At 71.5% G+C, this 21,966-nt stretch carries 21 protein-coding genes; 7 read left to right on the plus strand and 14 right to left on the minus strand.

Annotated elements, in window-relative coordinates; translation table 11 throughout:
• Positions 1 to 80 precede the first annotated feature (80 nt).
• From H9652_RS17600 to H9652_RS17615, 4 genes are all read right to left on the minus strand, one after another.
• Positions 81 to 1,385, minus strand: coding sequence for an MFS transporter (locus tag H9652_RS17600; RefSeq protein ID WP_318244252.1), 1,305 nt, complete (start codon positions 1,383 to 1,385; stop codon positions 81 to 83).
• A 437-nt stretch (positions 1,386 to 1,822) separates the two neighbouring features.
• Entirely contained in the window at positions 1,823 to 2,680 is an 858-nt protein-coding gene (locus H9652_RS17605) for a TrmH family RNA methyltransferase (protein ID WP_225228423.1), read from the minus strand.
• A gap of 137 nt (positions 2,681 to 2,817) precedes the next feature.
• Positions 2,818 to 4,086: a glycosyltransferase family 2 protein gene (locus H9652_RS19960; protein ID WP_318244253.1), complete on the minus strand. Its 1,269-nt coding sequence runs from the start codon at positions 4,084 to 4,086 to the stop codon at positions 2,818 to 2,820.
• Positions 4,087 to 4,092: 6 nt separating this feature from the next.
• The gene (locus H9652_RS17615; protein ID WP_191797820.1) at positions 4,093 to 5,103 is read right to left on the minus strand and encodes a phosphodiester glycosidase family protein; all 1,011 of its coding nucleotides are present in this window, start codon (positions 5,101 to 5,103) and stop codon (positions 4,093 to 4,095) included.
• A 203-nt stretch (positions 5,104 to 5,306) separates the two neighbouring features.
• Here H9652_RS17615 and H9652_RS17620 point away from each other — a divergent pair, with 203 nt between their 5' ends.
• The gene (locus tag H9652_RS17620) at positions 5,307 to 5,750 is read left to right on the plus strand and encodes a hypothetical protein (protein WP_191797822.1); all 444 of its coding nucleotides are present in this window, start codon (positions 5,307 to 5,309) and stop codon (positions 5,748 to 5,750) included.
• Positions 5,751 to 5,848: 98 nt separating this feature from the next.
• Here the strand turns inward: H9652_RS17620 and H9652_RS17625 are convergent, their stop codons facing one another.
• From H9652_RS17625 to H9652_RS17650, 6 genes are all read right to left on the minus strand, one after another.
• The gene (locus H9652_RS17625) at positions 5,849 to 7,945 is read right to left on the minus strand and encodes an ABC transporter ATP-binding protein (protein WP_404822060.1); all 2,097 of its coding nucleotides are present in this window, start codon (positions 7,943 to 7,945) and stop codon (positions 5,849 to 5,851) included.
• On the minus strand, positions 7,942 to 9,681 hold the full coding sequence (locus H9652_RS17630) for an ABC transporter ATP-binding protein (RefSeq protein WP_191797824.1): 1,740 nt from the start codon (positions 9,679 to 9,681) through the stop codon (positions 7,942 to 7,944). Before H9652_RS17630 ends, H9652_RS17625 begins: the two co-directional genes overlap by 4 nt.
• A 151-nt stretch (positions 9,682 to 9,832) precedes the next feature.
• Positions 9,833 to 10,567 (minus strand): TetR/AcrR family transcriptional regulator, encoded by a 735-nt coding sequence (locus H9652_RS17635; protein ID WP_318244254.1) that lies wholly within the window; start codon positions 10,565 to 10,567, stop codon positions 9,833 to 9,835.
• Between the two features lie 175 nt (positions 10,568 to 10,742).
• Positions 10,743 to 11,975 (minus strand): SPFH domain-containing protein, encoded by a 1,233-nt coding sequence (locus H9652_RS17640; RefSeq protein WP_191797826.1) that lies wholly within the window; start codon positions 11,973 to 11,975, stop codon positions 10,743 to 10,745.
• Positions 11,976 to 12,188: 213 nt separating this feature from the next.
• Positions 12,189 to 12,638 carry an NfeD family protein gene (locus tag H9652_RS17645; protein WP_191797827.1) on the minus strand — a complete coding sequence of 150 codons (450 nt, stop codon included), beginning with the start codon at positions 12,636 to 12,638 and terminating at the stop codon, positions 12,189 to 12,191.
• Between the two features lie 153 nt (positions 12,639 to 12,791).
• Positions 12,792 to 13,577 carry an ABC transporter ATP-binding protein gene (locus H9652_RS17650; RefSeq protein ID WP_191797829.1) on the minus strand — a complete coding sequence of 262 codons (786 nt, stop codon included), beginning with the start codon at positions 13,575 to 13,577 and terminating at the stop codon, positions 12,792 to 12,794.
• Between the two features lie 27 nt (positions 13,578 to 13,604).
• Between H9652_RS17650 and H9652_RS17655 the strand changes: the two genes are divergently transcribed.
• Positions 13,605 to 14,435 carry a hypothetical protein gene (locus H9652_RS17655; RefSeq protein ID WP_191797831.1) on the plus strand — a complete coding sequence of 277 codons (831 nt, stop codon included), beginning with the start codon at positions 13,605 to 13,607 and terminating at the stop codon, positions 14,433 to 14,435.
• On the opposite strand, the gene glgA is transcribed toward H9652_RS17655, so the two are convergent.
• Complete coding sequence (gene glgA, locus H9652_RS17660) at positions 14,399 to 15,619, minus strand: glycogen synthase (protein ID WP_191797833.1); 1,221 nt, start codon at positions 15,617 to 15,619, stop codon at positions 14,399 to 14,401. The two genes, H9652_RS17655 and glgA, sit on opposite strands and share 37 nt — an antisense overlap.
• 138 nt (positions 15,620 to 15,757) lie before the next feature.
• On the opposite strand from glgA, the gene H9652_RS17665 reads away from it, so the two are divergent.
• Together H9652_RS17665 and serB are read left to right on the plus strand one after the other, a co-directional pair.
• Positions 15,758 to 16,996 carry a glucose-1-phosphate adenylyltransferase gene (locus H9652_RS17665; protein WP_138824642.1) on the plus strand — a complete coding sequence of 413 codons (1,239 nt, stop codon included), beginning with the start codon at positions 15,758 to 15,760 and terminating at the stop codon, positions 16,994 to 16,996.
• Positions 16,997 to 17,000: 4 nt separating this feature from the next.
• Complete coding sequence (serB, locus tag H9652_RS17670; protein ID WP_191797835.1) at positions 17,001 to 17,657, plus strand: phosphoserine phosphatase SerB; 657 nt, start codon at positions 17,001 to 17,003, stop codon at positions 17,655 to 17,657.
• A 90-nt stretch (positions 17,658 to 17,747) separates the two neighbouring features.
• Here serB and H9652_RS17675 read toward each other — a convergent pair whose 3' ends face one another.
• From H9652_RS17675 to fabG, 3 genes are all read right to left on the minus strand, one after another.
• Positions 17,748 to 18,245 (minus strand): SixA phosphatase family protein, encoded by a 498-nt coding sequence (locus H9652_RS17675; RefSeq protein ID WP_318244255.1) that lies wholly within the window; start codon positions 18,243 to 18,245, stop codon positions 17,748 to 17,750.
• Between the two features lie 86 nt (positions 18,246 to 18,331).
• Positions 18,332 to 19,099: an enoyl-ACP reductase FabI gene (gene fabI, locus H9652_RS17680; RefSeq protein ID WP_138824644.1), complete on the minus strand. Its 768-nt coding sequence runs from the start codon at positions 19,097 to 19,099 to the stop codon at positions 18,332 to 18,334.
• A gap of 163 nt (positions 19,100 to 19,262) precedes the next feature.
• Positions 19,263 to 19,991 carry a beta-ketoacyl-ACP reductase gene (gene fabG / locus H9652_RS17685; protein WP_030152232.1) on the minus strand — a complete coding sequence of 243 codons (729 nt, stop codon included), beginning with the start codon at positions 19,989 to 19,991 and terminating at the stop codon, positions 19,263 to 19,265.
• Between the two features lie 171 nt (positions 19,992 to 20,162).
• Between fabG and H9652_RS17690 the strand changes: the two genes are divergently transcribed.
• From H9652_RS17690 to H9652_RS17700, 3 genes are read left to right on the plus strand one after another with little or no spacing between them, the layout of a single operon-like run.
• The gene (locus H9652_RS17690; protein WP_318244256.1) at positions 20,163 to 20,666 is read left to right on the plus strand and encodes a DUF3099 domain-containing protein; all 504 of its coding nucleotides are present in this window, start codon (positions 20,163 to 20,165) and stop codon (positions 20,664 to 20,666) included.
• Entirely contained in the window at positions 20,659 to 20,907 is a 249-nt protein-coding gene (locus H9652_RS17695; RefSeq protein ID WP_138824645.1) for a hypothetical protein, read from the plus strand. Before H9652_RS17690 ends, H9652_RS17695 begins: the two co-directional genes overlap by 8 nt.
• Complete coding sequence (locus H9652_RS17700; protein WP_318244257.1) at positions 20,904 to 21,929, plus strand: SURF1 family cytochrome oxidase biogenesis protein; 1,026 nt, start codon at positions 20,904 to 20,906, stop codon at positions 21,927 to 21,929. Before H9652_RS17695 ends, H9652_RS17700 begins: the two co-directional genes overlap by 4 nt.
• Positions 21,930 to 21,966 lie beyond the last annotated feature (37 nt).

A 21,966-nucleotide genomic window follows, 5' to 3' on the forward strand; every position in this document is an offset into this window, starting at 1 on the left:
GGCACCGCGGGCCCCGCGCCCGACGCCTGCTGAGCGTCGGGCCCGGGGGCCGGTGATGAGCACTGCGGGCGGTCGCACGGTCAGCTCTTGGCCTCGGCGCCGGGCCGTGCGTAGAAGTGCCAGGCGATGCCCGCGCACAGCAGCGCGTAGGCGATGATCCCGCCGAACACGGCCGTCCTCGGCAGGTAGTTGAACAGCATCGAGAACAGGAACGGCCCGAACGCCGCGATCGCGGCGGTCCAGCCGATCACGCCACCCGCCTGACGGGCCGGGAAGATCATGGGCATCTGCTTGAAGGTCGCGGCGTTGCCGATCCCGCAGAAGAAGAAGATCAGGACCATCCCGGTCATGAAGATCGGGAGGCTCGGCGTCTCGCCGTCCACGACCGTGACCTGGCCGAACAGGACGAGCCCGGCCGAGGCCGCGACGCCGATCCCGGACACCACGGTCCAGACGCCGCCGCCGAAGCGGTCGCACAGCGGCCCCCAGCACATGCGGGCGAGCGAGCCGACGAGCGCACCGAGGAAGACCCACGTCAGGTACTCGGGCCCGAACTGCTGCTTGAGGAGCATGCCGAACGTGCCGGCGAGCCCGGAGAAGATCCCGAACGTCAGGACGTACTCCATGGTCATGAGCCACGTGTGCTTGTTCTGGAAGATGTCGAACTGCTGCTTGAGGTTGGCCTTGACCGGCACCGACTTGAGCAGGGTCCAGGCGAGCACGACGCCGACCACGGCGAACGGGATGAAGATGAGGCCCGGGTTCTGCAGCCAGACCTGTCGGGGCTCGGCGTTCTGCGGGTGCGCGAGCTGGCCCGCGAGGCCGAACATCCCGAACCCGATGGCCCACGGCACGACGAACTGGACGACCGAGACGCCGAAGTTCCCGATGCCGGCCTGCAGGCCCAGGGCCGTGCCCTGCTTGCTCTTGGGGAAGAAGTACGACGTCGAGGGCATGTAGCCCGAGAAGACGCCGCCGCCGAGGCCCGCGGCGAGCGCGAGCGCGACGAGCAGCGCGTACGAGGGCTGCGTCGGGAGCATCACGACCCAGGTCCAGCCGACGAACGGGATGATCATGAGGAGCGCGGACAGCGTGAGCATCTTCCGGGTCCCGAGCATGGGCGGCAGCATCATCCAGACGATGCGCAGGAGCCCGCCCGTCAGGCCGGGCATCGCGAGCAGCCAGTACGACTGGCTCTCGCTCAGGTCCCACCCGGTGACCGTGCCGAGCGTGGGGATGAGGGCCCCGGGCAGGTACCAGATGATGAACGCGAGCATGAGGTTGAACGTCGTGACCCAGAGGGTGCTCCACGCGACCTTCGAGTCCCAGCGCTGGGGGTCGTTGGGGTCCCAGTCGAGGAGGTCGCGGCGCGCGTCGGTGCTCACCTGGTGTGCTGGTCTGGGGGCTACGTCGGCTGTGACCACCGGGTGTCTCCGTCCGAGAAGTGGGGCTGGGGGCACCCACAACATATGGACGAGCTCACTCGTGCGTACCGGGACCTAGGTCCCGTCGCAGCGTCCTTGGTCCCGAACCGGGACACGGGCCGGTAAGGGCCGTTGACCTGGTGCTTTGCAGGCCGGAGGTGTTGTTGCGGATCAACTCTGGCGGGCCGTGGCCCGTGAGGCCCGCAGTGCCCGACGGCGGGCTGCGGCCCGTGCGCGGGCCACGGTCCGCGCGGGTCGTTTCGTCCGAAGAACGGGGCACTGGTCTGGTGCGGAGCGCCGCAGCGGCGACTTTGTGCTTTCCGTCACAAAGTCGGTCGTTCGAGGGTCGAGAGGCAGCTGGTCGTTCAGCCGGTCGACCGCTCCCGCGCTGGGGACGGCTACGCCCGCGTCGCCCAGAACACCACGGCGGCGCTCGCCGCGACGTTGAGCGAGTCCACTCCTCCGGCCATCGGGATCTTCACGACGTGGTCGACGGCCGCGAGCGTCGAGCGGTGCAGCCCGTGCCCCTCGGTCCCGAACACGAACGCCGACTTCTCGTCCCCGCGCGCGACGTACTCGTCGAGGGTGAGCGAGTCGTCCGACAGCGCGAGCGCCGCGACGGTGAACCCGTGCTCGCGCAGCTCCTCGACGCCGCCCGGCCACGACTCGAGCCGCGTCCACGGCACCTGGAACACCGTCCCCATCGAGACCCGGACGCTGCGCCGGTACAGCGGGTCCGAGCACCGCGGTGACACGAGCACCGCGTCCACGCCGAGCCCGGCCGCCCCGCGGAAGATCGCGCCGACGTTCGTGTGGTCGACGATGTCCTCCAGCACCGCCACGCGCCGCGCACCCTGCCCGTCGCGGGCCGTGGTCAGCAGCTCGTGCACGCTCGGCAGGACCGGCCGGTGCATCGCGGACAGCGCGCCGCGGTGCAGGTTGAACCCGGTGATCGACTCCAGGACGGCGGGTTCGGCGACGTACACGGGCACGGGTTCGCCCGTCCCGCCGGGCCCGTCGTCCAGCCCGACGGCGGAGATCGCCTCCTCGAGCCCGGGGAGCCACTTCTCCGCCATGAGGAAGGAGCGTGGCCGGTGCCCTGCCGCGAGCGCCCGGTGGATCACCGTGGTGCTCTCCGCGATGTACATGCCCTTCTCCGGCTCGTTCTTCGAGCGGAGCTCGACGTCCGTGAGGTTCGTGTAGTCGGCGAGGCGCGGGTCGGCGGGGTCGGTCACGTGGATGATCTGCACGCTCAGATTCTCCCGCACCCACGGAGGCGGCCTGGCATCGCCCCCCGGTGCCGAGCACGAGGTTGTGGTCGTTCTGAAGGCATTCGCGACCTCAACCTCGTGGTCGAACGCGCGGAACCTCGTGCTCGGCGGTCGGGCGACCCTCAGCGCACCTCGCCGGCCCGCCGGACGTCCGCCGGGAGGCCCGGCCGATCCACCTCGCTCGCACCATTACCCAGATGCTGCTCGTTGTCGCCAGATGACGCACCGAGGCGACAACCAGCAGCATCTCGCGGGGCCGACGGCGCCACGCGCCCGAACACCACGCGCCGCTGCACCTCGTAGCTCGTCGCGAAGAGCAGCACCTCGGTCACGACCTTGGCGGGCAGCAGCGCGAGCCCCAGCCCCGTCAGCCCCCAGAGCACGCCGTACCCGGCGGCCAGGAGCGCGACCGCGAGCGCCGCGTACCGCAGCGCGGCCCTCCGCCCGGATCCGGGCCCGTGCCCTCTCCCGGTCCAGCGCCCTCCCTCAAGCTCGTGCGCACAGGCACCCTCGCCCACGCCCGCACGGCCGCCCACAGCACCAGCACCCGCACCCGCACCGCCCCCAGCCGCACCCGCGAGCACCCGCCGGTTCACCACGAAGTTCACGGCCCCGCTGACCCCGCGCGCCCCGACCACGGAGAGCAGCAGCGACCCCGTCACCGCGTCGAGCACGAGCAGCGCCGCGGTGTCGATCCCGAAGGCAAGCAGCGACGACAGCGAGAACGCGAGCAGCGGCGCGTAGATGCGGGCCGAGTCGGCGAGCGGCCGGAAGTGCGAGGACGCGTTGTCGTCGAGGTAGATCGTCTCGATCCCGACCTCGACCACTGCCAGCCCCTCGCGGGCCGCGGCCAGCAGCACGTTGAGCTCGTACTCGTAACGGTCCCCGCGCACGTCGAGCAGCCAGCCGATCATCGAGGCGGGGTACCCACGCAGACCGGTCTGCGTGTCCTGGACCCGCAGACCGGTCGCGGCCCGGCACAGCCACCGGGTCACGGTGTTGCCGACCCGGCTGCGCAACGGCACGTCTCCCGCGAAGGTCCGTGAACCGAGCACCACGGCCGTACCTTCGTCACGGACCCGCTCCCCGACCCGGAGGACGTCGGCGACGGCGTGCTGCCCGTCGGCGTCGGCACACACCACGTCCTCGCCGGGCCAGCGTCGCGCGACCTCGGCGAGCCCGTACCGCAGCGCCGCGCCCTTGCCACGGTTGGCAGGGAACCCGACGACGACGGCCCCGAGGTGAGCGACGTCGTCGAGCACGGGGCGGGAGCCCGGTCCGCTGCCGTCGTCGACCACGACGATCCCCCGTACCTCACGCGTCGCGCGCAGCGCCGCGACCAGGCGGACGAGCGCCACGTCCGGCTCGTAGGCCGGGATCAGCACGATCACGGCGCCTCACTCCCCGACGTACAGGATGTCGGAGGTGCCGCGCTCGGCGCCGCGGCCGAGCGGGTCGTTGACGAGCTCGCCGTCGTAGTACATGGTCGACGACCCGCCGCCGTCGAGGTTGTACGCGGTCGTCGCCCCGAGGTCCTGCATGATCTCGGCGAGCCCGATCATGGTCACGCCGCGGCTGTACCCCGCGCTGCGTCCGTCGACGACGACGAAGACCAGGTGGTTCTCGTCGACCAGGCCGACCGCCGTCCGGGGCTGCTCGCCCTGGATCGAGTGGTTGCCCACGTTGGTGTCGACCTCGACGTCGTCGATGCCGTCGACCACCTCGCCGCCGTCGAGCAGCGCGGGCCCGAACGACAGCGTGTTCCACACGCCCGCGTCGACAAGCTCCTGCGCGGTCGTGGTGGTCTCGTCGTAGACCTCGACGGTCCCGTCCCGGTAGAACGCGAGGCCCTCGCGCGCGCCCTCGTCGCGGTAGACGACGCCGTTGCGGATCACGATGCCCGTCGAGCGGAAGCCGTAGTAGTCGCCGTTGATCGCGAGGAGGGCGTCGTTGTCGGCCGCGATGTCGGAGGTCTTCTCGGTGATGTTCTCCCCGAACGCGTTCTGGGCGAACGCCGAGCGCAGGTCGGTCGCGTCACCCAGGACGACGTCCGCGACGTAGTACGTCACGGTGTCGTCGCCCGCCCCTTCGACGACCTGCCGCACGCTCACGCTCGTCCCGTCGGACGAGGTCGAGGCGTCGGCGGAGACCGCCGTCTCCGACGAGGTCCGGGACGAGCCGCCCGACGACGCCCCCTCCGTCCCGACATCGCTCGCCTGGTCCGCCTCGTAGGCCGCGACGTCGGCGATCTCGACGTGCTCGACCACGTACCGGTCGAGGGCCCACGCGGTCGCTCCGCCGAGGGTCAGCGTCAGGGCGAGGCCGCCCGCGAGGAACGCACGCCGTCGTCGTCGGCGCCGGTCGGGCGGAGCGTCGAGCGGGGTGCCGGGGTGCTGGTCGTGTGTCATGCGCCCAGGTCTACGGAACGCACGTGTGCCGGGCGCAGGTGCGGGCTGAGGGGTCGCTGTGAGGTGCGTCCTGACGGCGGCACGTGATCGCCGTCACGACGACACGCTCCCACGGAACTCTCAGGTGAGACGTCGCTCACTCTTGCACCCTGGTACGACTAATACATACTTTCGGCCCGGTTCCCGCGTGATTTCATGGATGCATGAAGAAGCAGATGATGGCACTCGCTGCCGTGGGCGCGATCGCGCTCCTGAGCGCGTGCGGTACCGACACCACGACCGACAGCGGCTCCTCCACCGACGAGACCCCTGCGGGCGCGACGAACCTCCAGGTGTGCGCGAAGTACTTCGACGGCGGTGAGCAGTCCGTCGCGCAGCGCGTCACGGACGAGCTCGAGTTCGACATGGCGGCCCTCACGGACGACCAGTCGAACGCGATGCGCAGCACCAACATCCAGCTCGAGGCCATCCTGCGCCTCGCTGGGCCCGAGGACACCAACCTCGTCATCAGCAAGATCAAGACCCCGTTCCAGATGGCTGACGACATCGCCGACGAGACCGGGACCGAGATCGACACCACCGGGGTGACCGAGGCCGTGGCCGAGCTCCAGACGATCTGCGACAACGCCGGGTACACCGCTTCCTGACCCTCAGCAGCGACCTCGCCCTCATCCCGGGCGAAACCCCGAGAGCCGGTACCGCCCAGAAGGCGGCACCGGCTCTCGTCGTTCACGGGACGCCCGCGTCAGCGGGTCATCTCGCCCTCGGCGACCTCCTCGACCGCGGCCGCCGCGAACTGGCTCTCGTAGAGCCGCGCGTATGCGCCGCCCCGCTCGATGAGCACCTCGTGGTTGCCCATCTCCACGATCGCGCCGTCCTCCATGACGAGGATCACGTCGGCGTCGCGGATGGTCGACAGCCGGTGCGCGATGACGAACGACGTCCGCCCGGCGCGCAGCGCGTTCATGGCCTGCTGCACGAGCACCTCGGTGCGCGTGTCGACCGAGCTCGTCGCCTCGTCGAGGATGAGGATCGCCGGGTCGGCGAGGAATGCGCGCGCGATGGTCAGGAGCTGCTTCTCCCCCGCGCTCACACCCGAGCCCTCGTCGTCGATCACGGTCGCGTACCCGTCGGGCAGCGTGCGTACGAACGGGTCCACGTGGGTCGCCCGCGTCGCCTCGAGGAACTGCTCCTCGGTGACCTCGACGCCGTCTGGCACGCCGTAGCGCAGGTTCTCCTCGATGGTGCCCTTGAAGAGCCAGGTGTCCTGGAGCACCATGCCGATGTTGGACCGCAGCCCGTCGCGGCTCATGGTGCGGGTGTCGACGCCGTCGAGCGTGATGCGCCCGCCGTCGACCTCGTAGAACCGCATGATGAGGTTCACGAGAGTCGTCTTGCCGGCCCCGGTGGGCCCGACGATCGCGACCGTCTGGCCGGGCTCGGCGACGATCGAGAGGTCGTCGATGAGCGGGCGGTCGGGCACGTAGCGGAACGACACGTCCTCGAACGCGACCCGGCCCTGCACGTCCGTGACCACGACCGCGGGCGACGGGTCCGGGGACTCCTCGTCGGCGTCGAGCAGCTCGAACACGCGCTCCGCGGAGGCGACGCCCGACTGCAGGAGGTTCATCATCGACGCGATCTGGGTGATCGGCTGCGTGAACTGGCGCGAGTACTGGATGAACGCCTGGACGTCACCGAGCGAGAGCGTGCCCGACGCGACGCGCAAGCCGCCGACGACCGCGACGATGACGTAGTTGAGGTTTGCGACGAAGCCCATCGCGGGCTGGATGATCCCCGAGATGAACTGCGCCTTGAAGCTCGCCTCGTACAGCTCGGCGTTCTCGTCGGTGAACGTGTCGACGGCCGTCTGCTGGTGGCCGTAGACCTTGACGAGCGCGTGGCCCGTGTACATCTCCTCGACGTGCGCGTTGAGGCGCCCGGTCGCTGCCCACTGCTTGATGAACTGGGGCTGCGAACGCTTGGCGATCAGCGCCGTGACGAGCACCGACAGGGGCACCGTCACGAGCGCGATGACCGCGAGCAGGGGCGAGATCCAGAACATCATGGCGAGCACGCCGACCACGGTCAGGACGGAGGTCACGAGCTGCGAGAGCGTCTGCTGGAGCGTCTGGGCGACGTTGTCGATGTCGTTGGTGACGCGGCTGAGGACCTCGCCCTTCTTCTGCCGGTCGAAGTACGACAGCGGCAGCCGGCCCAGCTTGGCCTCGACCTCGGCGCGCAGGCGACGCACGGTGCGCTGCACGACCGACGTCGTCACACGGCCCTGGATCCAGCCGAAGAAGAACGAGCCGACGTAGATCGCGAGGACCCACAGCAGGATGACGCGCAGCGCGGTGAAGTCGATGCCCTGCCCGGGCACGACGTCCATGGCCGCGAGCATGTCGGCCTGCGTGCCCTGCCCCGTGGCGCGCAGGTCGTCCACGGCCTGCGCCTTGGTGATGTCCGCGGGCATCTGCGAGCCGATCACGCCCGCGAAGATGACGTTGGTGCCGTTGCCGAGCAGCTTGGGGCCCAGCACGGCGAGCGTCACGGACAGGACCGACAGGACCGTGATGGCCACGACCGCGAGCCGCTCGACCCGCAGGTAGCCCGCGAAGCGCTTGAGCGAGCCGGTGAAGTTCATCGCCTTCTCGGTGGGCATGCCCATGCCGCCCATGGGGCCGTGGCCGCCGCCCTGGGGTCGCCCCTTGAGGCGCGTCGTGGACAGGTCGGGCGCGTCGCCCGCGGGTTCGTCCTGCACGCCGCCCGACGGCGTCACGTGCGGCTCGGCGTTCTTGTCGCCCGGGTTGTCGCTCGGGCGAGGGGTCTGGGTGCTCATGCTGCCTCCTGCGCCGAGAGCTGCGAGTACACGATCTCCTGGTACGTCTCGCACGTCTCCAGGAGCTCGTCGTGGGTGCCGGTGCCGACGATGCGGCCGTGGTCGAGCACGACGATCTGCTCGGCGTGCCGGATGGTCGCGACGCGCTGGGCGACGAGCAGGACCGTGGCCTCACGGGTCCGCGGGGCGAGCGCGAGCCGCAGGGCCGCGTCGGTCGCGTAGTCGAGGGCCGAGAACGAGTCGTCGAACAGGTAGACGCTGGGCTTGCGGACGATCGCGCGGGCGATCGCGAGCCGCTGGCGCTGGCCGCCGGAGAAGTTGGTGCCGCCCTGCGCGACGGGGGCGTCGAGCTGCCCGTCGAGCTGCTCGACGAACTCGCGCGCCTGCGCGACCTCGAGCGCCTCCCACACCTCCTCGTCGGTCGCGTCCTCCTTGCCGTAGCGGACGTTCTCCGCGACGGTCCCGGAGAACAGGTACGCCTTCTGGGGCACGTAGCCGATCATCGACCACAGGTCCTGGAGCGAGACGTCGCGGACGTCGGTACCGTCGATCCGCACGGACCCGGCCGTCGCGTCGAAGAGCCGCGGGACGAGCTGGAGCAGCGTCGTCTTGCCCGAGCCCGTGGACCCGATGATCGCGGTCGTCCCGCCCGGTCGGGCCGTGAACGTGAGGTCGTGGAGCACGGGGTCCTCGGCGCCGGGGTACCGGAAGTCGACGCCGGAGAACGTGATGACGCCGGTGCGGTCGGCACGGGCCGCCAGGCGCACGGGCGCCTGGGGCTCGACGACGGTCGTCTCGGTGTCGAGGACCTCGCCGATGCGCTCGGCCGAGACCGCGGCGCGCGGGACCATCATGAAGATCATGGTCGACATCATCACTGCCATGAGGATGTACATGATGTAGCTGAGGAACGCGGTCAGGGCGCCGATCTGCATCCCGTTCTCGACGCGGTACGCGCCGAACCACAGGACGGCGACGCTGGTCGCGTTCATGACGAGCATGACGGTCGGGAACATGAGCGCCATGAGCTTGCCCACGCGCAGCGACGTGTCGTAGAGCCGGTCGTTCGCGACGGCGAACCGCTCCTCCTCGCGACGCTCGCGCACGAACGCCCGGATGACGCGGATGCCGGAGATCTGTTCGCGCAGCACGCCGTTGATCGCGTCGATGCGCTTCTGCATCTTGCGGAAGTACGGCACCATGCGGGACACGATCAGCCCGACCACGATCCCCAGGACGGGCACGACGACCAGCAGCAGCGCCGAGAGCTCGACGTCCTCCTGGAGCGCCATGATGACGCCGCCCACGAGCATGATGGGCGCCATGACCATGATGGTGAAGGCCATGAGCACGACCATCTGGACCTGCTGGACGTCGTTCGTGGTGCGCGTGATGAGCGACGGGGCGCCGAGCACGCCCATCTCCTGCGCGGAGAAGGACTGGACGCGTGTGAAGAGGCCGTTGCGCACGTCGCGCCCGAACGACATGGCGACCTTGGCGCCGAAGTACACCGCGACGATCGCGCAGATCACCTGCCCGAGGCTGATGACGAGCATGACGCCGCCCGTACGCACGATGTAGGCGGTGTCACCCTGCGTGACGCCCTTGTCGATGATGTCGGCGTTCAGGCTGGGCAGGTAGAGGGTCGCGATGGTCTGCACGAGCTGGAGCACGAGCAGGATCACGATGGGCGTCCGATAGGGACGCAGGTACGTCCTCAGTAGACGAAGGAGCATGTGGGGGGTCCTGTCGGGGATGGGGGCGAGAGGAGGACGGGGATCTCGACGATGCCCGACGGCGGAGCGCACGTCGAGCTGTTTCGGTGACCTCGCCGACCGGTCCAGCATGCGTCGCCGGGGCGACGACCGCGAGGGCGAGGCGGCGGTGTCAGGCGAGCGACGCCGTCGGGACGGGGCCTACGGGCGGGCCGTTCGCCCGGCACGGGTCGTCGAGGACACCGTGCAGGAAGACGTCGACGATCTGGGTCGGGTCGAGCGGCCCGCCCTGGGACATCATGGGGCTCGCGTGACCGTGGACGAGGAAGAAGAACACGCTCGCCGCGACGCGCGGCTCGGTGCGCAGCTCGGCGGCGAAGGGTGCGACGCGCGCCTCGATCGCGCCGACGATGTCCTGGACGGCGGACATCCGGGCGTCCCGGTGGGAGTCCGCGCCCTGCTCGCCGTGCTCGCCGTGGCGGCGGTGCGGGGCGTCGTCCGGGGCGCCGGGTCGGGTGTGCTGGCCGTGCTGGCCGGGCTTGCCGTGCCGGTCCCCCATGAACTGGTGGGCGACCTGGACGATCTTGGCCGTCGCACGCTGGCTCTCCTGGATGAGGTCCGCCAGGGCGACGAGGGTCGTCTCGAGCGAGTCGCGTTCCGGGAGGTCGTGGATCGCCCGGACCAGCGGGGCGGGGTCGAGGGCCGCGACCAGGGCCGCGTGGAGGAGCTCGTCCTTGTCCTCGAAGGCCCGGAACAGGGTGCCCTCTGCGACGTTCGCGGCCTCGGCGATCTGGCGGGTCGTCACCGCGGCGCCGTAGCGCGCGAGAAGCGGGACGGTCGCGGTGGCGATCGCCGCGCGACGGTCGTCGCGACTCATGGGTCGGGCTCGGCCCGAGGGTGTGGTCACGCCACCGACTCTAAGTGAGTGAGCACTCACTCGTCAAGGTTGCCCGGCGCAACGGATGGGCGTGGCGCCCGGAGCCCACAGGGCACCGCCGAACGCCGGAGGGGCGCCGCTCGCGCGACGCCCCTCCGGGTACCCCTGTTCCTGCCGCGCCGTGTGGGACGCGTACCAGCCGACGCTACGGGCGCTCCTCCGTGCCGCCCTCCACGCCGCCGTCCTCGGGTGCGTCCGCCGGGGGCGCACCGAGGGGGCGCGGCGCGGCCGTTCCCGGCTCGGGGGCCGGCGCGAAGCGCTGACCGGGGCCACCGGGACGTTGCCCGCGCTCGGCCTGCTGGTCGAACGGCAGGCCCGAGTGCGTGCCGGCGCTCGTGGCGTCGGCCGTGGCGGCCTCGGCCTGGCGACGCGCCTCGGCGAGGGCCTCGGCGGGGTCGACCAGCGCCGGGGTCCCGAACTTCACACGGTCGCGGTCACGCTCGCGGCGCGCGGCCTCGGAGGCCTCCAGACCGTCACCGGACGGGGTCGGCACTCCGCCGAAGCCCTGGGCGATCGAGCCCAGCGCGGCCGTGAACTCCGTGGGGACGACCCACAGCTTGCTCGCGGTGCCGTCGGCGATCTTCGGCAGCATCTGGAGGTACTGGTAGGCGAGCAGCTTGGGGTCGGCGTCACCCTCGTGGATGGCGTCGAAGACCTGCAGGATGGCGCGGGCCTCACCCTCGGCGTTGAGGATCGCCGCCTGGGCGTTGCCCTCCGCCCGCAGGATCGCAGCCTGCTTCTCACCCTCGGCCGTCAGCACCTGGGACTGCTTGATGCCCTCGGCCGTGAGGATCGTCGCACGACGGTCACGCTCGGCTCGCATCTGCTGCTCCATCGAGCCCTGCACGCTCGCGGGCGGGTCGATCGACTTGAGCTCGACGCGGTTGACGCGCACGCCCCAGCGACCCGTCGCCTCGTCGAGCACACCACGGAGCTGGCCGTTGATCTGGTCACGGCTCGTCAGGGTCTGCTCGAGGTCCATGGACCCCACGACGTTACGGAGCGTGGTGACGGTGAGCTGCTCGATGCCCTGGATGTAGTTCGCGATCTCGTAGACCGCGGACTTGGGCTCGGTGACCTGGAAGTAGATGACGGTGTCGATGCTGACCACGAGGTTGTCGGACGTGATCACGGGCTGCGGCGGGAACGACACGACCTGCTCGCGCAGGTCGACCCCGGCGCGCACGCGGTCGACGAACGGGATGAGCAGGTGCAGTCCCGGCTCGAGCGTGCTCGAGTACCGGCCCAGCCGCTCGATGATCAGCGCGGTCGCCTGCGGGACGATCCGCACGGCCTTCACGAGCGCGATGATCACGAACAGCAGGATCAGTCCGAGGACGACGTACACGGCGATCATTCCGGGGTCTGGGTCACTCATCGATCTTCTCCTGAGGATGGTTCTCGGTGGGCTGACGGGTCACGCGGTACTGGTCGTGCGGTGCGGTGCGGGGAAGACGGGGGAACTGTCCGGTGCGACGAGGCCGTGGAGCGACGGCGCGAGCCGCCGGCGAGACGATCACGGGCGACGGACGGGACGCCGCGCGGTTCCACGGCCTCCCCGAGGCGTCCGAGACGGACACCGAGGCCACGCTCAGACCGTGTGGCTGTCCGGGGCGAGCGACTGGACGACCGCGGTCGCGCCGTCGATGCGCACGACCCGGACCTCGGCGCCGATCGGCAGCTCGGGCGACCCGTCCACCGTCCGCGCGCTCCAGATCTCGCCCTGGAGCTTGATCCGTCCGCTGAGCTCGGTCACACGGTCCACGACGACGGCGGTCCGGCCGATCTGGGCGGCGGCGCCGGTCTCGGCGAGGGGTACGCGATGGCGCAGGTGGCGCAGCAGCCAGGGACGCAGCGCGAGCAGCAGCGCGGCCGACACCACGGCGAACGTGATGATCTGGAGCCACAGCGGGCCACCGGCCGCGTTCACGCCGGCCGCGGCGAACGCCCCGCCCGCGAACATGATCAGCACGAGGTCGAGGGAGATGATCTCGATGAGGATGAAGAGCAGACCTGCTCCTACCCACCACAACCAGTCCATGACGGTTCCTTCCGTCGTGAGGCTCGTTCGCTGCACGTCGTCGACGTGTCGACACCACCTGCGTTCTTTGCCCAGATTTTACCGGAAGAACGAGATCCGTGCACCTATCGGGCGTGTCGCGTACGCCACCGTCCGTGCCCTCTGCGGGGCCCGTCAGCGAGCCGCGCGCGCCATCCAGCGGCCGCCGCCGTGAGCCACGAGCAGAGGCAGCCCGAACGCCTCGCTGAGGTTCTGGGCCGTGAGGACCTCGGTCAACGGACCGGCGCGGTGCACCGCGCCGTCCTTGAGGAGCAGGACGTGGGTGAAGCCCGGCGGGATCTCCTCGACGTGGTGCGTGACCAGGACCAGCACGGGCGAGGCCGGGTCCGCCGCGAGCTCGGAGAGCGCGCCGACGAGCTCCTCGCGGCCGCCCAGGTCGAGACCTGCCGCGGGCTCGTCGAGGAGCAGCAGCTCGGGGTCGGTCATGAGGGCGCGGGCGATCTGGACGCGCTTGCGCTCGCCCTCGCTCAGGGTCCCGAACAGACGCTCGGCGAGCGGCAGCACGTCGAAGGCCGCGAGGAGGTCGTCAGCACGCTCGGCGTCGAAGTCCTCGTACGTCTCGGTCCAGCGCCCCGTGACGCCGTACGCCGCGGTCAGCACCACGTTGCGCACGGTCTCCGCCGCGGGGATCTGCTCCGCGAGCGCCGCGCTCGCGAGCCCGATGCGGGGGCGCAGCCCGAACACGTCGGTGCGCCCGATGCGCTCGCCCAGGAGGTCCGCGGTCCCCGAGGTGGGGTGCATGCGTGCCGCCGCGATCTGCAGCAGGGTCGTCTTCCCGGCGCCGTTGCGGCCCAGGATCACCCACCGCTCGCCCTCGTTCACCTGCCAGTCCACGGAGTCGAGGATGGTCTTCGTGCCACGGCGCACCGTGACTGCCTGCAGGTCCAGAACCGAGCTCATGGGACACGACCCTATAGGTTGGCTGACGTGGAATCCCACTCGACCCTCCCGCTCCCCCGCGCCGTCGTCCTCGCCCTGTGGGTGCAGGCCCTGGCACCGCAGCCCGGCGCGGCCCAGGTGCCCGACGACGCGCTGCTCCGGCGTGCCGTCGCGGCCGTCCGGCAGGACGACGAACCTCACACCGTCGAGGGGTCCGACGACGCCTCGACGCTCCTCGAGCTCCTCACGCGCTGGACCCGCGGTCCGGTCGAGGTCTGCGCGGTCCTCCCGGCTCCCGGCGACGTCCTGGGGGTACCCGCCGCCGTGAGCCCGGACGCGACCGACGCGCAGGAGTGCCTGCTCGTGCAGTCCCCCGAGGGCTCGTGGGCGCTCGTGCCCGAGATCACGGAGTTCGGGAGCGTCTACGAGACGGGTCACCTCGTCGCCTGGCACGTGACGCCCGTGCCGACGTGGCGCACCCAGGTGCTCGCCGCCGTCGGGCCGCTGGCCGACGCCGAGCGCGACCTGCGCGTGGCGCTCCTGACCGCGACCGAGGCCCTCGCCTCGCTGGACGTGGCGCGCTGGCGCGAGGACGCCGCCGAGACGATCGCGTCGCTGCGGTCCACGACTCCCCCCGACTGGCCCCTGCCCGCGGTGCGCGGAGAGGCCGAGGCGCGCCGCGTGCGCGTGCTCGCGCAGGCCGCGCGCCTGCGGGCCATCGTCGACCTCGCCACGGCCGACGACGGCGGCGCGGTCAACCTGTGGCAGGCCGACCAGCGCTCGACCGCCCTGCGTGAGGTCGATCGGGCCGCACGGCGGGCGATGTCCGCCGCGACGGCTCGCTACGCGACCGGGCCGGACCCGAGCACGCTGCGGTAGACCTCGAGCGTGCGGTCCGCGATCGCGTCCCACGCGAAGTGGTCCTCGACCCGGGTGCGCGCCGCACGGCCCATCTCGCGGGCCCGCTCGGGGTCGGAGACGACCGTGACGAGCGCCGCGGCGAGGTCGGCCACGAAGCGGTCCGGGTCCACGGGCGTGCCCGTCCCGTCGTCGACCTGCTCGATCGGGACCAGGTGGCCCGTGACGCCGTCGTCGATCACCTCGGGGATGCCGCCCGTCGCGGACCCCACGACCGGCAGCCCCACGGCCATGGCCTCGAGGTTGACGATGCCGAGCGGCTCGTAGACCGACGGGCACACGAAGACCGTCGAGGCCGCGAGGACCGCGACGAGCTCCTCGCGCGGGAGCATCTGCTCGATCCAGACCACGCCCGTGCGCTGCTCCGCGAGGCGCGCGACGGCGCCGCTCACCTCGGTCGCGATCTCGGGGGTGTCGGGGGCGCCCGCACAGAGGATCAGCTGGACCTCGGGGGGCAGCTCCGCGGCCGCCCGCAGCAGGTACGGCAGGCCCTTCTGACGCGTGATGCGCCCCACGAAGACCACGGCCGGACGCTCGGGGTCGATCCCGAGGTCGCGGACCACGCGGTCCGCCGCGGCGACCTGCGCCTCGGACTCCGGACGGCGCCAGCCGTCCAGGTCGATCCCGTTGTGGACCACGTGGACCTTGGCCGGGTCGACGTCCGGGTAGCAGCGCAGGATGTCCGCACGCATGCCCGCCGAGACCGCGATGATGCCCGCAGCCGCCTCGTAGGCGGTCTTCTCGGCCCAGCCGGACAGCGCGTAGCCGCCGCCGAGCTGCTCGGCCTTCCACGGCCGCAACGGCTCGAGCGAGTGCGCGCTGAGCACGTGCGGGATCCCGTGCAGGAGCGAGGCCAGGTGGCCGGCGAGGTTCGCGTACCAGGTGTGCGAGTGCACGAGGTCCGCGCCCGCGACGTCGTCGGCCATCGCGAGGTCCACGCCGAAGGTGCCCAGGACCGCGTTCGCCGACGTGAGCGAACCGGGGACCGAGTAGCCCGTCACGCCCTCCTCGGCGCGCGGCCCGTCGAACGCGCGCACGCGCACGTCGATGCGCTCGCGCAGCACACGGGACAGCTCGGCGACGTGGACGCCCGCGCCTCCGTAGACGTAGGGCGGGTACTCACGGGTCAGCAGGTCGACTCTCACGCGCCACACGCTAGCGCGGTCCGCGGGACTCGTGCGCACCGCCCCGCCCGGGCGGCCGTCACCACGTCGTGGGACGAACCGCGCCCACCCTGCGGTTCGGGCGATGCGAACCACGCTCTGGGCCTTAAGGTTTTGCCCATGGCCGCCCCACGTGTCCTTGCAATCGTCCTCGCCGGTGGCGAGGGCAACCGGCTCATGCCGCTCACCGCCCACCGCGCCAAGCCGGCCGTACCGTTCGGCGGTATCTACCGCCTGGTCGACTTCGCGCTGTCGAACCTGGTGAACTCGCACTACCTGCACATCGTCGTGCTGACGCAGTACAAGTCCCACAGCCTCGACCGCCACATCACCAAGACGTGGCGCATGTCGTCGTTGCTCGGGAACTTCGTCGCGCCGGTGCCGGCACAGCAGCGGGTGGGCAAGCACTGGTACCTCGGCAGCGCCGACGCGATCTACCAGTGCCTCAACATCATCGAGGACGAACGCCCCGACATCGTCGTGGTCGTCGGTGCGGACCACGTGTACCGCATGGACTTCTCCCAGATGGTCGACGCCCACATCGCCTCGGGCGCCGAGCTCACCGTCGCCGGTATCCGCCAGCCCATCTCCATGGCCGACCAGTTCGGGGTCATCGACACCGACCCCGAGGACCCGGCCAAGATCCGCGCGTTCCTCGAGAAGCCGACCGACCCCGTCGGCCTGGCCGACTCCCCCGGCGAGATCCTCGCCTCGATGGGCAACTACGTCATCGACGCCGACGCGCTCGTGGCCGCCGTGACGGCCGACGCGAGCGACCCGGACTCGCGCCACGACATGGGCGGCGACATCGTCCCGGCCTTCGTCGCACGTGGCACCGCGGGCGTCTACGACTTCATCCGCAACGACGTCCCCGGCTCCACCGACCGGGACCGCGACTACTGGCGCGACGTCGGGACCCTCGACGCGTACTACGACGCGAACAAGGACCTCATCTCGATCACGCCCGTCTTCAACCTGTACAACGACGAGTGGCCCCTGCACACCGGGTACGTCGGCCTGCCGCCGGCCAAGTTCGTCCACTCGGGCCAGGGACGGCTGGGCCACGCCGCGGACTCGCTCGTCTCCCCCGGCGTCATCATCTCCGGCGCCACCGTCGTGGGCTCCGTCCTGTCCCCCGGCGTCTACCTGCACTCCTGGTCGTCCGTCTCCGACTCCGTCCTCATGGACGGCGTCCAGGTCGAGCGGCACGCCCAGGTCCACCGCGCGATCCTCGACAAGAACGTGATCGTCACCGAGCGTGCCCGCATCGGCCTCGACCCCGAGCAGGACCGCGCCCGGGGCTTCACGGTCACCGACTCGGGCATCACCGTCGTCCCCAAGGGAACCATCGTTGAATAGCACCATGACCGCCCGCCCCGCCTCGACCCGCCGCCTCGTCGTGATGGACGTGGACTCCACGCTCATCACGCAGGAGGTCGTCGAGCTGCTCGCCGACCACGCCGGGACGCGCGAGCTCGTCACGGACGTCACCGAGCGCGCGATGCGCGGAGAGATCGACTTCGCCGAGTCGCTGCGCGAACGCGTCGCGACCCTGGCCGGGGTCCCGGTCAGCGCGTTCGAGGACGTGCTCGAGAAGGTCACGCTCACCCCCGGCGCCCCCGAGCTCGTCGCCGAGCTCCAGCGCCGTGGGTGGACCGTGGCCCTCGTGTCCGGAGGCTTCGAGGAGATCGTGGCCCCCCTGGCCGCGCGGCTGGGGATCACGCACTTCCGGGCGAACCGCCTCGAGGTGTCGGACGGCCGCCTCACGGGGCGCACGACCGGCCCCGTGATCGACCGGGCCACCAAGGAGGTCACCCTGCGCGACCTCGCGGCCGCCGAGGGCGTCGACATGGCGGACACGGTCGCGATCGGCGACGGCGCCAACGACCTCGACATGATCGGCGCCGCCGGGATCGGGATCGCTTTCGCCGCCAAGCCCGTCGTGGTCGCCCAGGCGCCCTACTCGGTGCCGGGGCCACGCCTCGACGCGGTGCTGGAGATCATCGACGCACAAGCCTGAGGCGCGCACGACGACGGTCCCTTCCCCCGGTCAGCGGGGGAAGGGACCGTCGTCATGCTGCCTGCCCGTCGGGGCTCTGCTCAGCCCTGCTCAGCTCGAGGGGCGCCCGACGTACGTCAGGTCCGCGACGCCGTCGGTCCACTCGCTCCACGCCGTGAGGGACTCCAGCACGCTGTAGGTCGCGGTCGGGACCCCGACGCGGACCTGCGCCAGGGCGCCCGAGTCCGAGCTGGAGGAAGCCAGGTGCGCCGCCGCGGCCGCCATGGTCGGCTCGTGACCGATCACGAGGAGCGTCCGCACGCGGGAGTCGGCGCCGTGGAGCAGGTCCACGACGTCCTTGACCCCCGCGGCGTACAGGGTGTCCGTCACCACGACCTCGGGCGCGACGTCGCCGAGGTTCGCGGCGAGCAGCTCCCAGGTCTGGCGCGTGCGCAGCGCCGAGGAGCACAGGACGAGCTCGGGGACGAGCGCGGAGTGGGCGAGCGCGGCACCGACCCGGCCGGCCTGACGCCGCCCGTTGAGCGCGAGCGGCCGCAGGACGTCGTCGACGCCCCCGGCGGGCTCGGCCTTGGCGTGCCGGAGCAGCACCAACCGGTGCGTACGGCCCGGTGCCCCGGACCCGGTGGCGTCGAACGCCGCCGCCGATCGGCCATCTCGCACGTTCGTCCCTCTCGTCACAGACCCATGGCGTGCACGCCGCCGTCGACGTGCACGATCTCCCCCGTCGTCGCCGGGAACCAGTCTGACAGGAGAGCGACGACCGCGCGTGCGGCGGGCTCTGCGGTCATCTGGTCCCAGCCGAGGGGGGCTCGCGTGGGCCAGCCATCCTCCATCTGCTCGAACCCAGGGATCGACTTCGCGGCCGTCGTGCGGATCGGGCCGGCCGAGACCAGGTTCGTGCGGATGCCCTCGGGGCCGAGGTCGCGCGCGAGGTAGCGGTTCGCGGACTCGAGCCCGGCCTTCGCGACGCCCATCCAGTCGTACACGGGCCAGGCGAACTGCGCGTCGAACGTCAGCCCGACCACGGCGCCACCGTTCGTCATGAGCGGCTTGGCGGCCACGGCGAGGGACTTGTAGGAGAAGGTCGAGACCTGCAGAGCGGTCGCGACGTCCTCCCAGCTCGCGGAGAGGAAGTTGCCGCCCATGACGGACTGCGGCGCGAACCCGATCGAGTGCACGACGCCGTCGAGCGTGTCGACGTGCTCACGGACCGCGTCGGCCAGACCTGCGAGGTCCTCCTCGTTCGTCACGTCGAGCTGCACGACGGGTGCCTCGACCGGCAGACGCTTGGCGAACGCCTGCGTGAGCTTCATCTGGCGACCGAACGAGGAGAGCACGACGGTGGCCCCCTCCTCCTGCGCGAGCCGGGCCGCGTGGAACGCGATCGAGGAGTCGGTGAGGACGCCGGTGACCAGGAGCTTCTTGCCTTCGAGCAGACCCATCAGTTCTTCTTCCGTTCTTTCGTCGTGCGCTGCTTGAGCGTACTCATGGACGACCCGCACCGACAGTTCTGGAGGGGTCGTGCGGTGTGTCGAGGAACACGCCGTGCTCCCCGGTGGCGCGCGCGGTGGTTCGGGCTGTCCCGTTCCGCGCGTGCCGGTGGCCTCAGTGGCCCATGCCGAGGCCGCCGTCGACGGGGATCACGGCGCCGCTGATGTACCCCGCGTCGGGCGACGCCAGGAACTGCACGACGCCCGCGACCTCGTCCGCCTGGGCGAAGCGCCCCGCCGGGATGTTGGCCTTGTACTGCTTCTGGCGCTCCTCGGGCAGCTCGGCCGTCATGGCGGTCTCGATGAAGCCGGGGGCCACGACGTTCGCGGTGATGCCGCGCCCGCCCAGCTCGCGCGTGATGGAGCGGGCCATGCCGACCAGCGCGGCCTTGGACGCCGAGTAGTTGACCTGTCCCGGGCCGCCGTACAGGCCCACGACCGAGGAGATGAGGACGATGCGGCCGCGGCGCAGACGGATCATGCCCTTGGAGACGCGGCGCACGCAGCGGAACGTCCCCGTGAGGTTCACGTCGATGACCGACTCGAACTCGTCGTCGGTCATGCGCATGAGGAGCTGGTCGCGCGTCACGCCCGCGTTCGCGACGAGGACCTCGACCGGGCCGAGCTCGGCCTCGATCGCGGTGAACGCCGCGTCGACCGCGTCGGTGTCGGTGATGTCACCCACGACGCCGAAGACCCCCTCGGGGAGGTCGCCGCTGCGGTAGATCGTCGCGACACGGTCGCCGTTGGCGACGAAGCGCTCGGCGATCGAGCGGCCGATGCCCCGGTTGGCGCCCGTGACGACCACGGTGCGCGGGGCGGGGGAAGCGGGGGCTTCGGACACGACATCTCCTCGTTCGGGTGGCTGGGAGGCGACGCCTGCGGCGGGAGAGGTCCCGCGCGGCCGGCACGTCGCCGCCACGACCGTACCCCGCGCCCCGGACCGCGTGCGCGCAGGGACCATCACAGGCGGCAGGGGTCCTTTGTCGGGTTCCGACAAACGTAGGATGGAGGGGTGAGCAGCAACAACCAGGTGCCGAGCATCTCGAACGCACCGGAGTCGCTCGCGGAGGACCAGGCGCGGCGCACCAAGCGCTACCTCATCCAGATGGGGATCCGGCTCGTGTGCTTCCTCGCGGCGGTGATCGTCCACGGGTGGTTCTCGTTCGTCCTGATCGGCGCCGCGATCGTCCTGCCGTACGTCGCGGTGCTGCTCGTCAACGCGGGACGCGACCAGAAGTCCTACGACGTCTCGCCCATGGAGCGCCTCCAGGTCGAGGCCGCGCCCGACCACCCGGGCCTCGGGCGGGTTGTCGAGCTCGACGACGAGGGCCGGGTGCGCGACGACGCGCCCGCCGCGTCGGACACGGCGGACACGGCAGACGCGGCGGGCGCTGCCGACGCGGCGGACACCGACCGGACAGCCGACCGTCCCACGGGCCGGACCGCCGACCAGGCAGCCGACCCGACGACCGACCGAACCGACCGAACGACCGACCAGGAGCCGCACGATGGTTGACCTCCTCCACCTCGCCGACCCCGTCGACGAGGGTGAGCTGATCTGCAGCGGCAAGGGCTGCCGCGCCGAGGCCGTCTGGGGGCTGCTCTGGAACAACCCCAAGCTGCACACGCCCGAGCGCCGCAAGGTCTGGCTCGCGTGCGACGACCACCGCGAGCACCTCGAGACGTTCCTCGGTGCCCGTGACTTCTGGAAGCAGACCGTCCCCGTCGCCGACCTCGAACGTCGGCCCGAGCTGTGACCCAGCCCTCCCCCGGCCCCGACCACCCCGCAGGACCCGGCGGACCGGACGCGGCCGCCGCTCCGCAGGGCGCCCGGCAGCCCGACGCGGCCCGGCTCGCGCTCGACGTGTCGCGCGACGCCAAGGCCGAGCCCCGGACGCTGCGCCAGTGGGTCGCGCTCGCGCTCGGGGTCCTGCTCGTGGCCGCGCTGTGCGTCCTCGCGGGCCGGTGGCAGTGGCACCGGTACGAGTCGCGCTCGGCGCAGATCGAGATCATCGAGTCGAACTACGACGCGGAGCCCGTGCCGCTCACGGACGTGCTCGACGGCCCGGGCGCCGTCCTGGACCCGCAGGACGTGTGGCAGCGCGTGACGCTCGAGGGCTCCTACGTCGAGGACGCCACGGTCCTGCTGCGCAACCGTCCGGCGGGTGGCAAGGCCGGCTTCCACGTCCTGGTGCCGTTCGTGACGGCCCCGACCGACGGCGGCGAGAAGGTCGTCATGGTCGTCGACCGCGGCTTCGTGCCCCTGGGTGCCGACGCGAGCGCCCCCGACGCGGTACCCGCTCCCCCGGCGGGCACGGTCGAGGTGACGGTCAGCCTGCGCGCCGACGAGCCCGCGTCGCGTCGCGACGCCCCGGCCGGTCAGGTCCAGGCCATCAACACGGCCCAGGTCCTCGCCGAGGGCCCCGACGGCGCCGCGTGGGCCGAGGGGGCGACCGTGGGCGCGTACGGCTCGCTCCGGGCCGAGGACCCCGCCCCCTCCGCGTCGCTGCGCCCGCTCCCGGTACCGGACACCGACCCCGGCTCGCACCTGTCGTACACGTTCCAGTGGTTCGTCTTCGCCGCGGGCGCGATCGGCGGGTTCCTCATCCTGATCCGCCGCGAGAAGCGCGAGACCGTGACCGCGGGCGACCTGCTCGGCGAGCAGCGGGCGACGGGCCGTGCACCGGGCGAGACCGCGCCGCGCCGCAAGCGCGGTCCCACGGCCGAGGAGGAGGAGGACGCGCTCATCGACGCGCAGCTCCCCGATACCCGCCCCTGACCGCGCGCCCAGCCACGACCAACCGCCCCCCCCGAGC

The organism is Oerskovia rustica, assembly GCF_014836555.1.
In the GTDB taxonomy this organism is placed as follows: Bacteria; Actinomycetota; Actinomycetes; order Actinomycetales; family Cellulomonadaceae; genus Oerskovia; species Oerskovia rustica.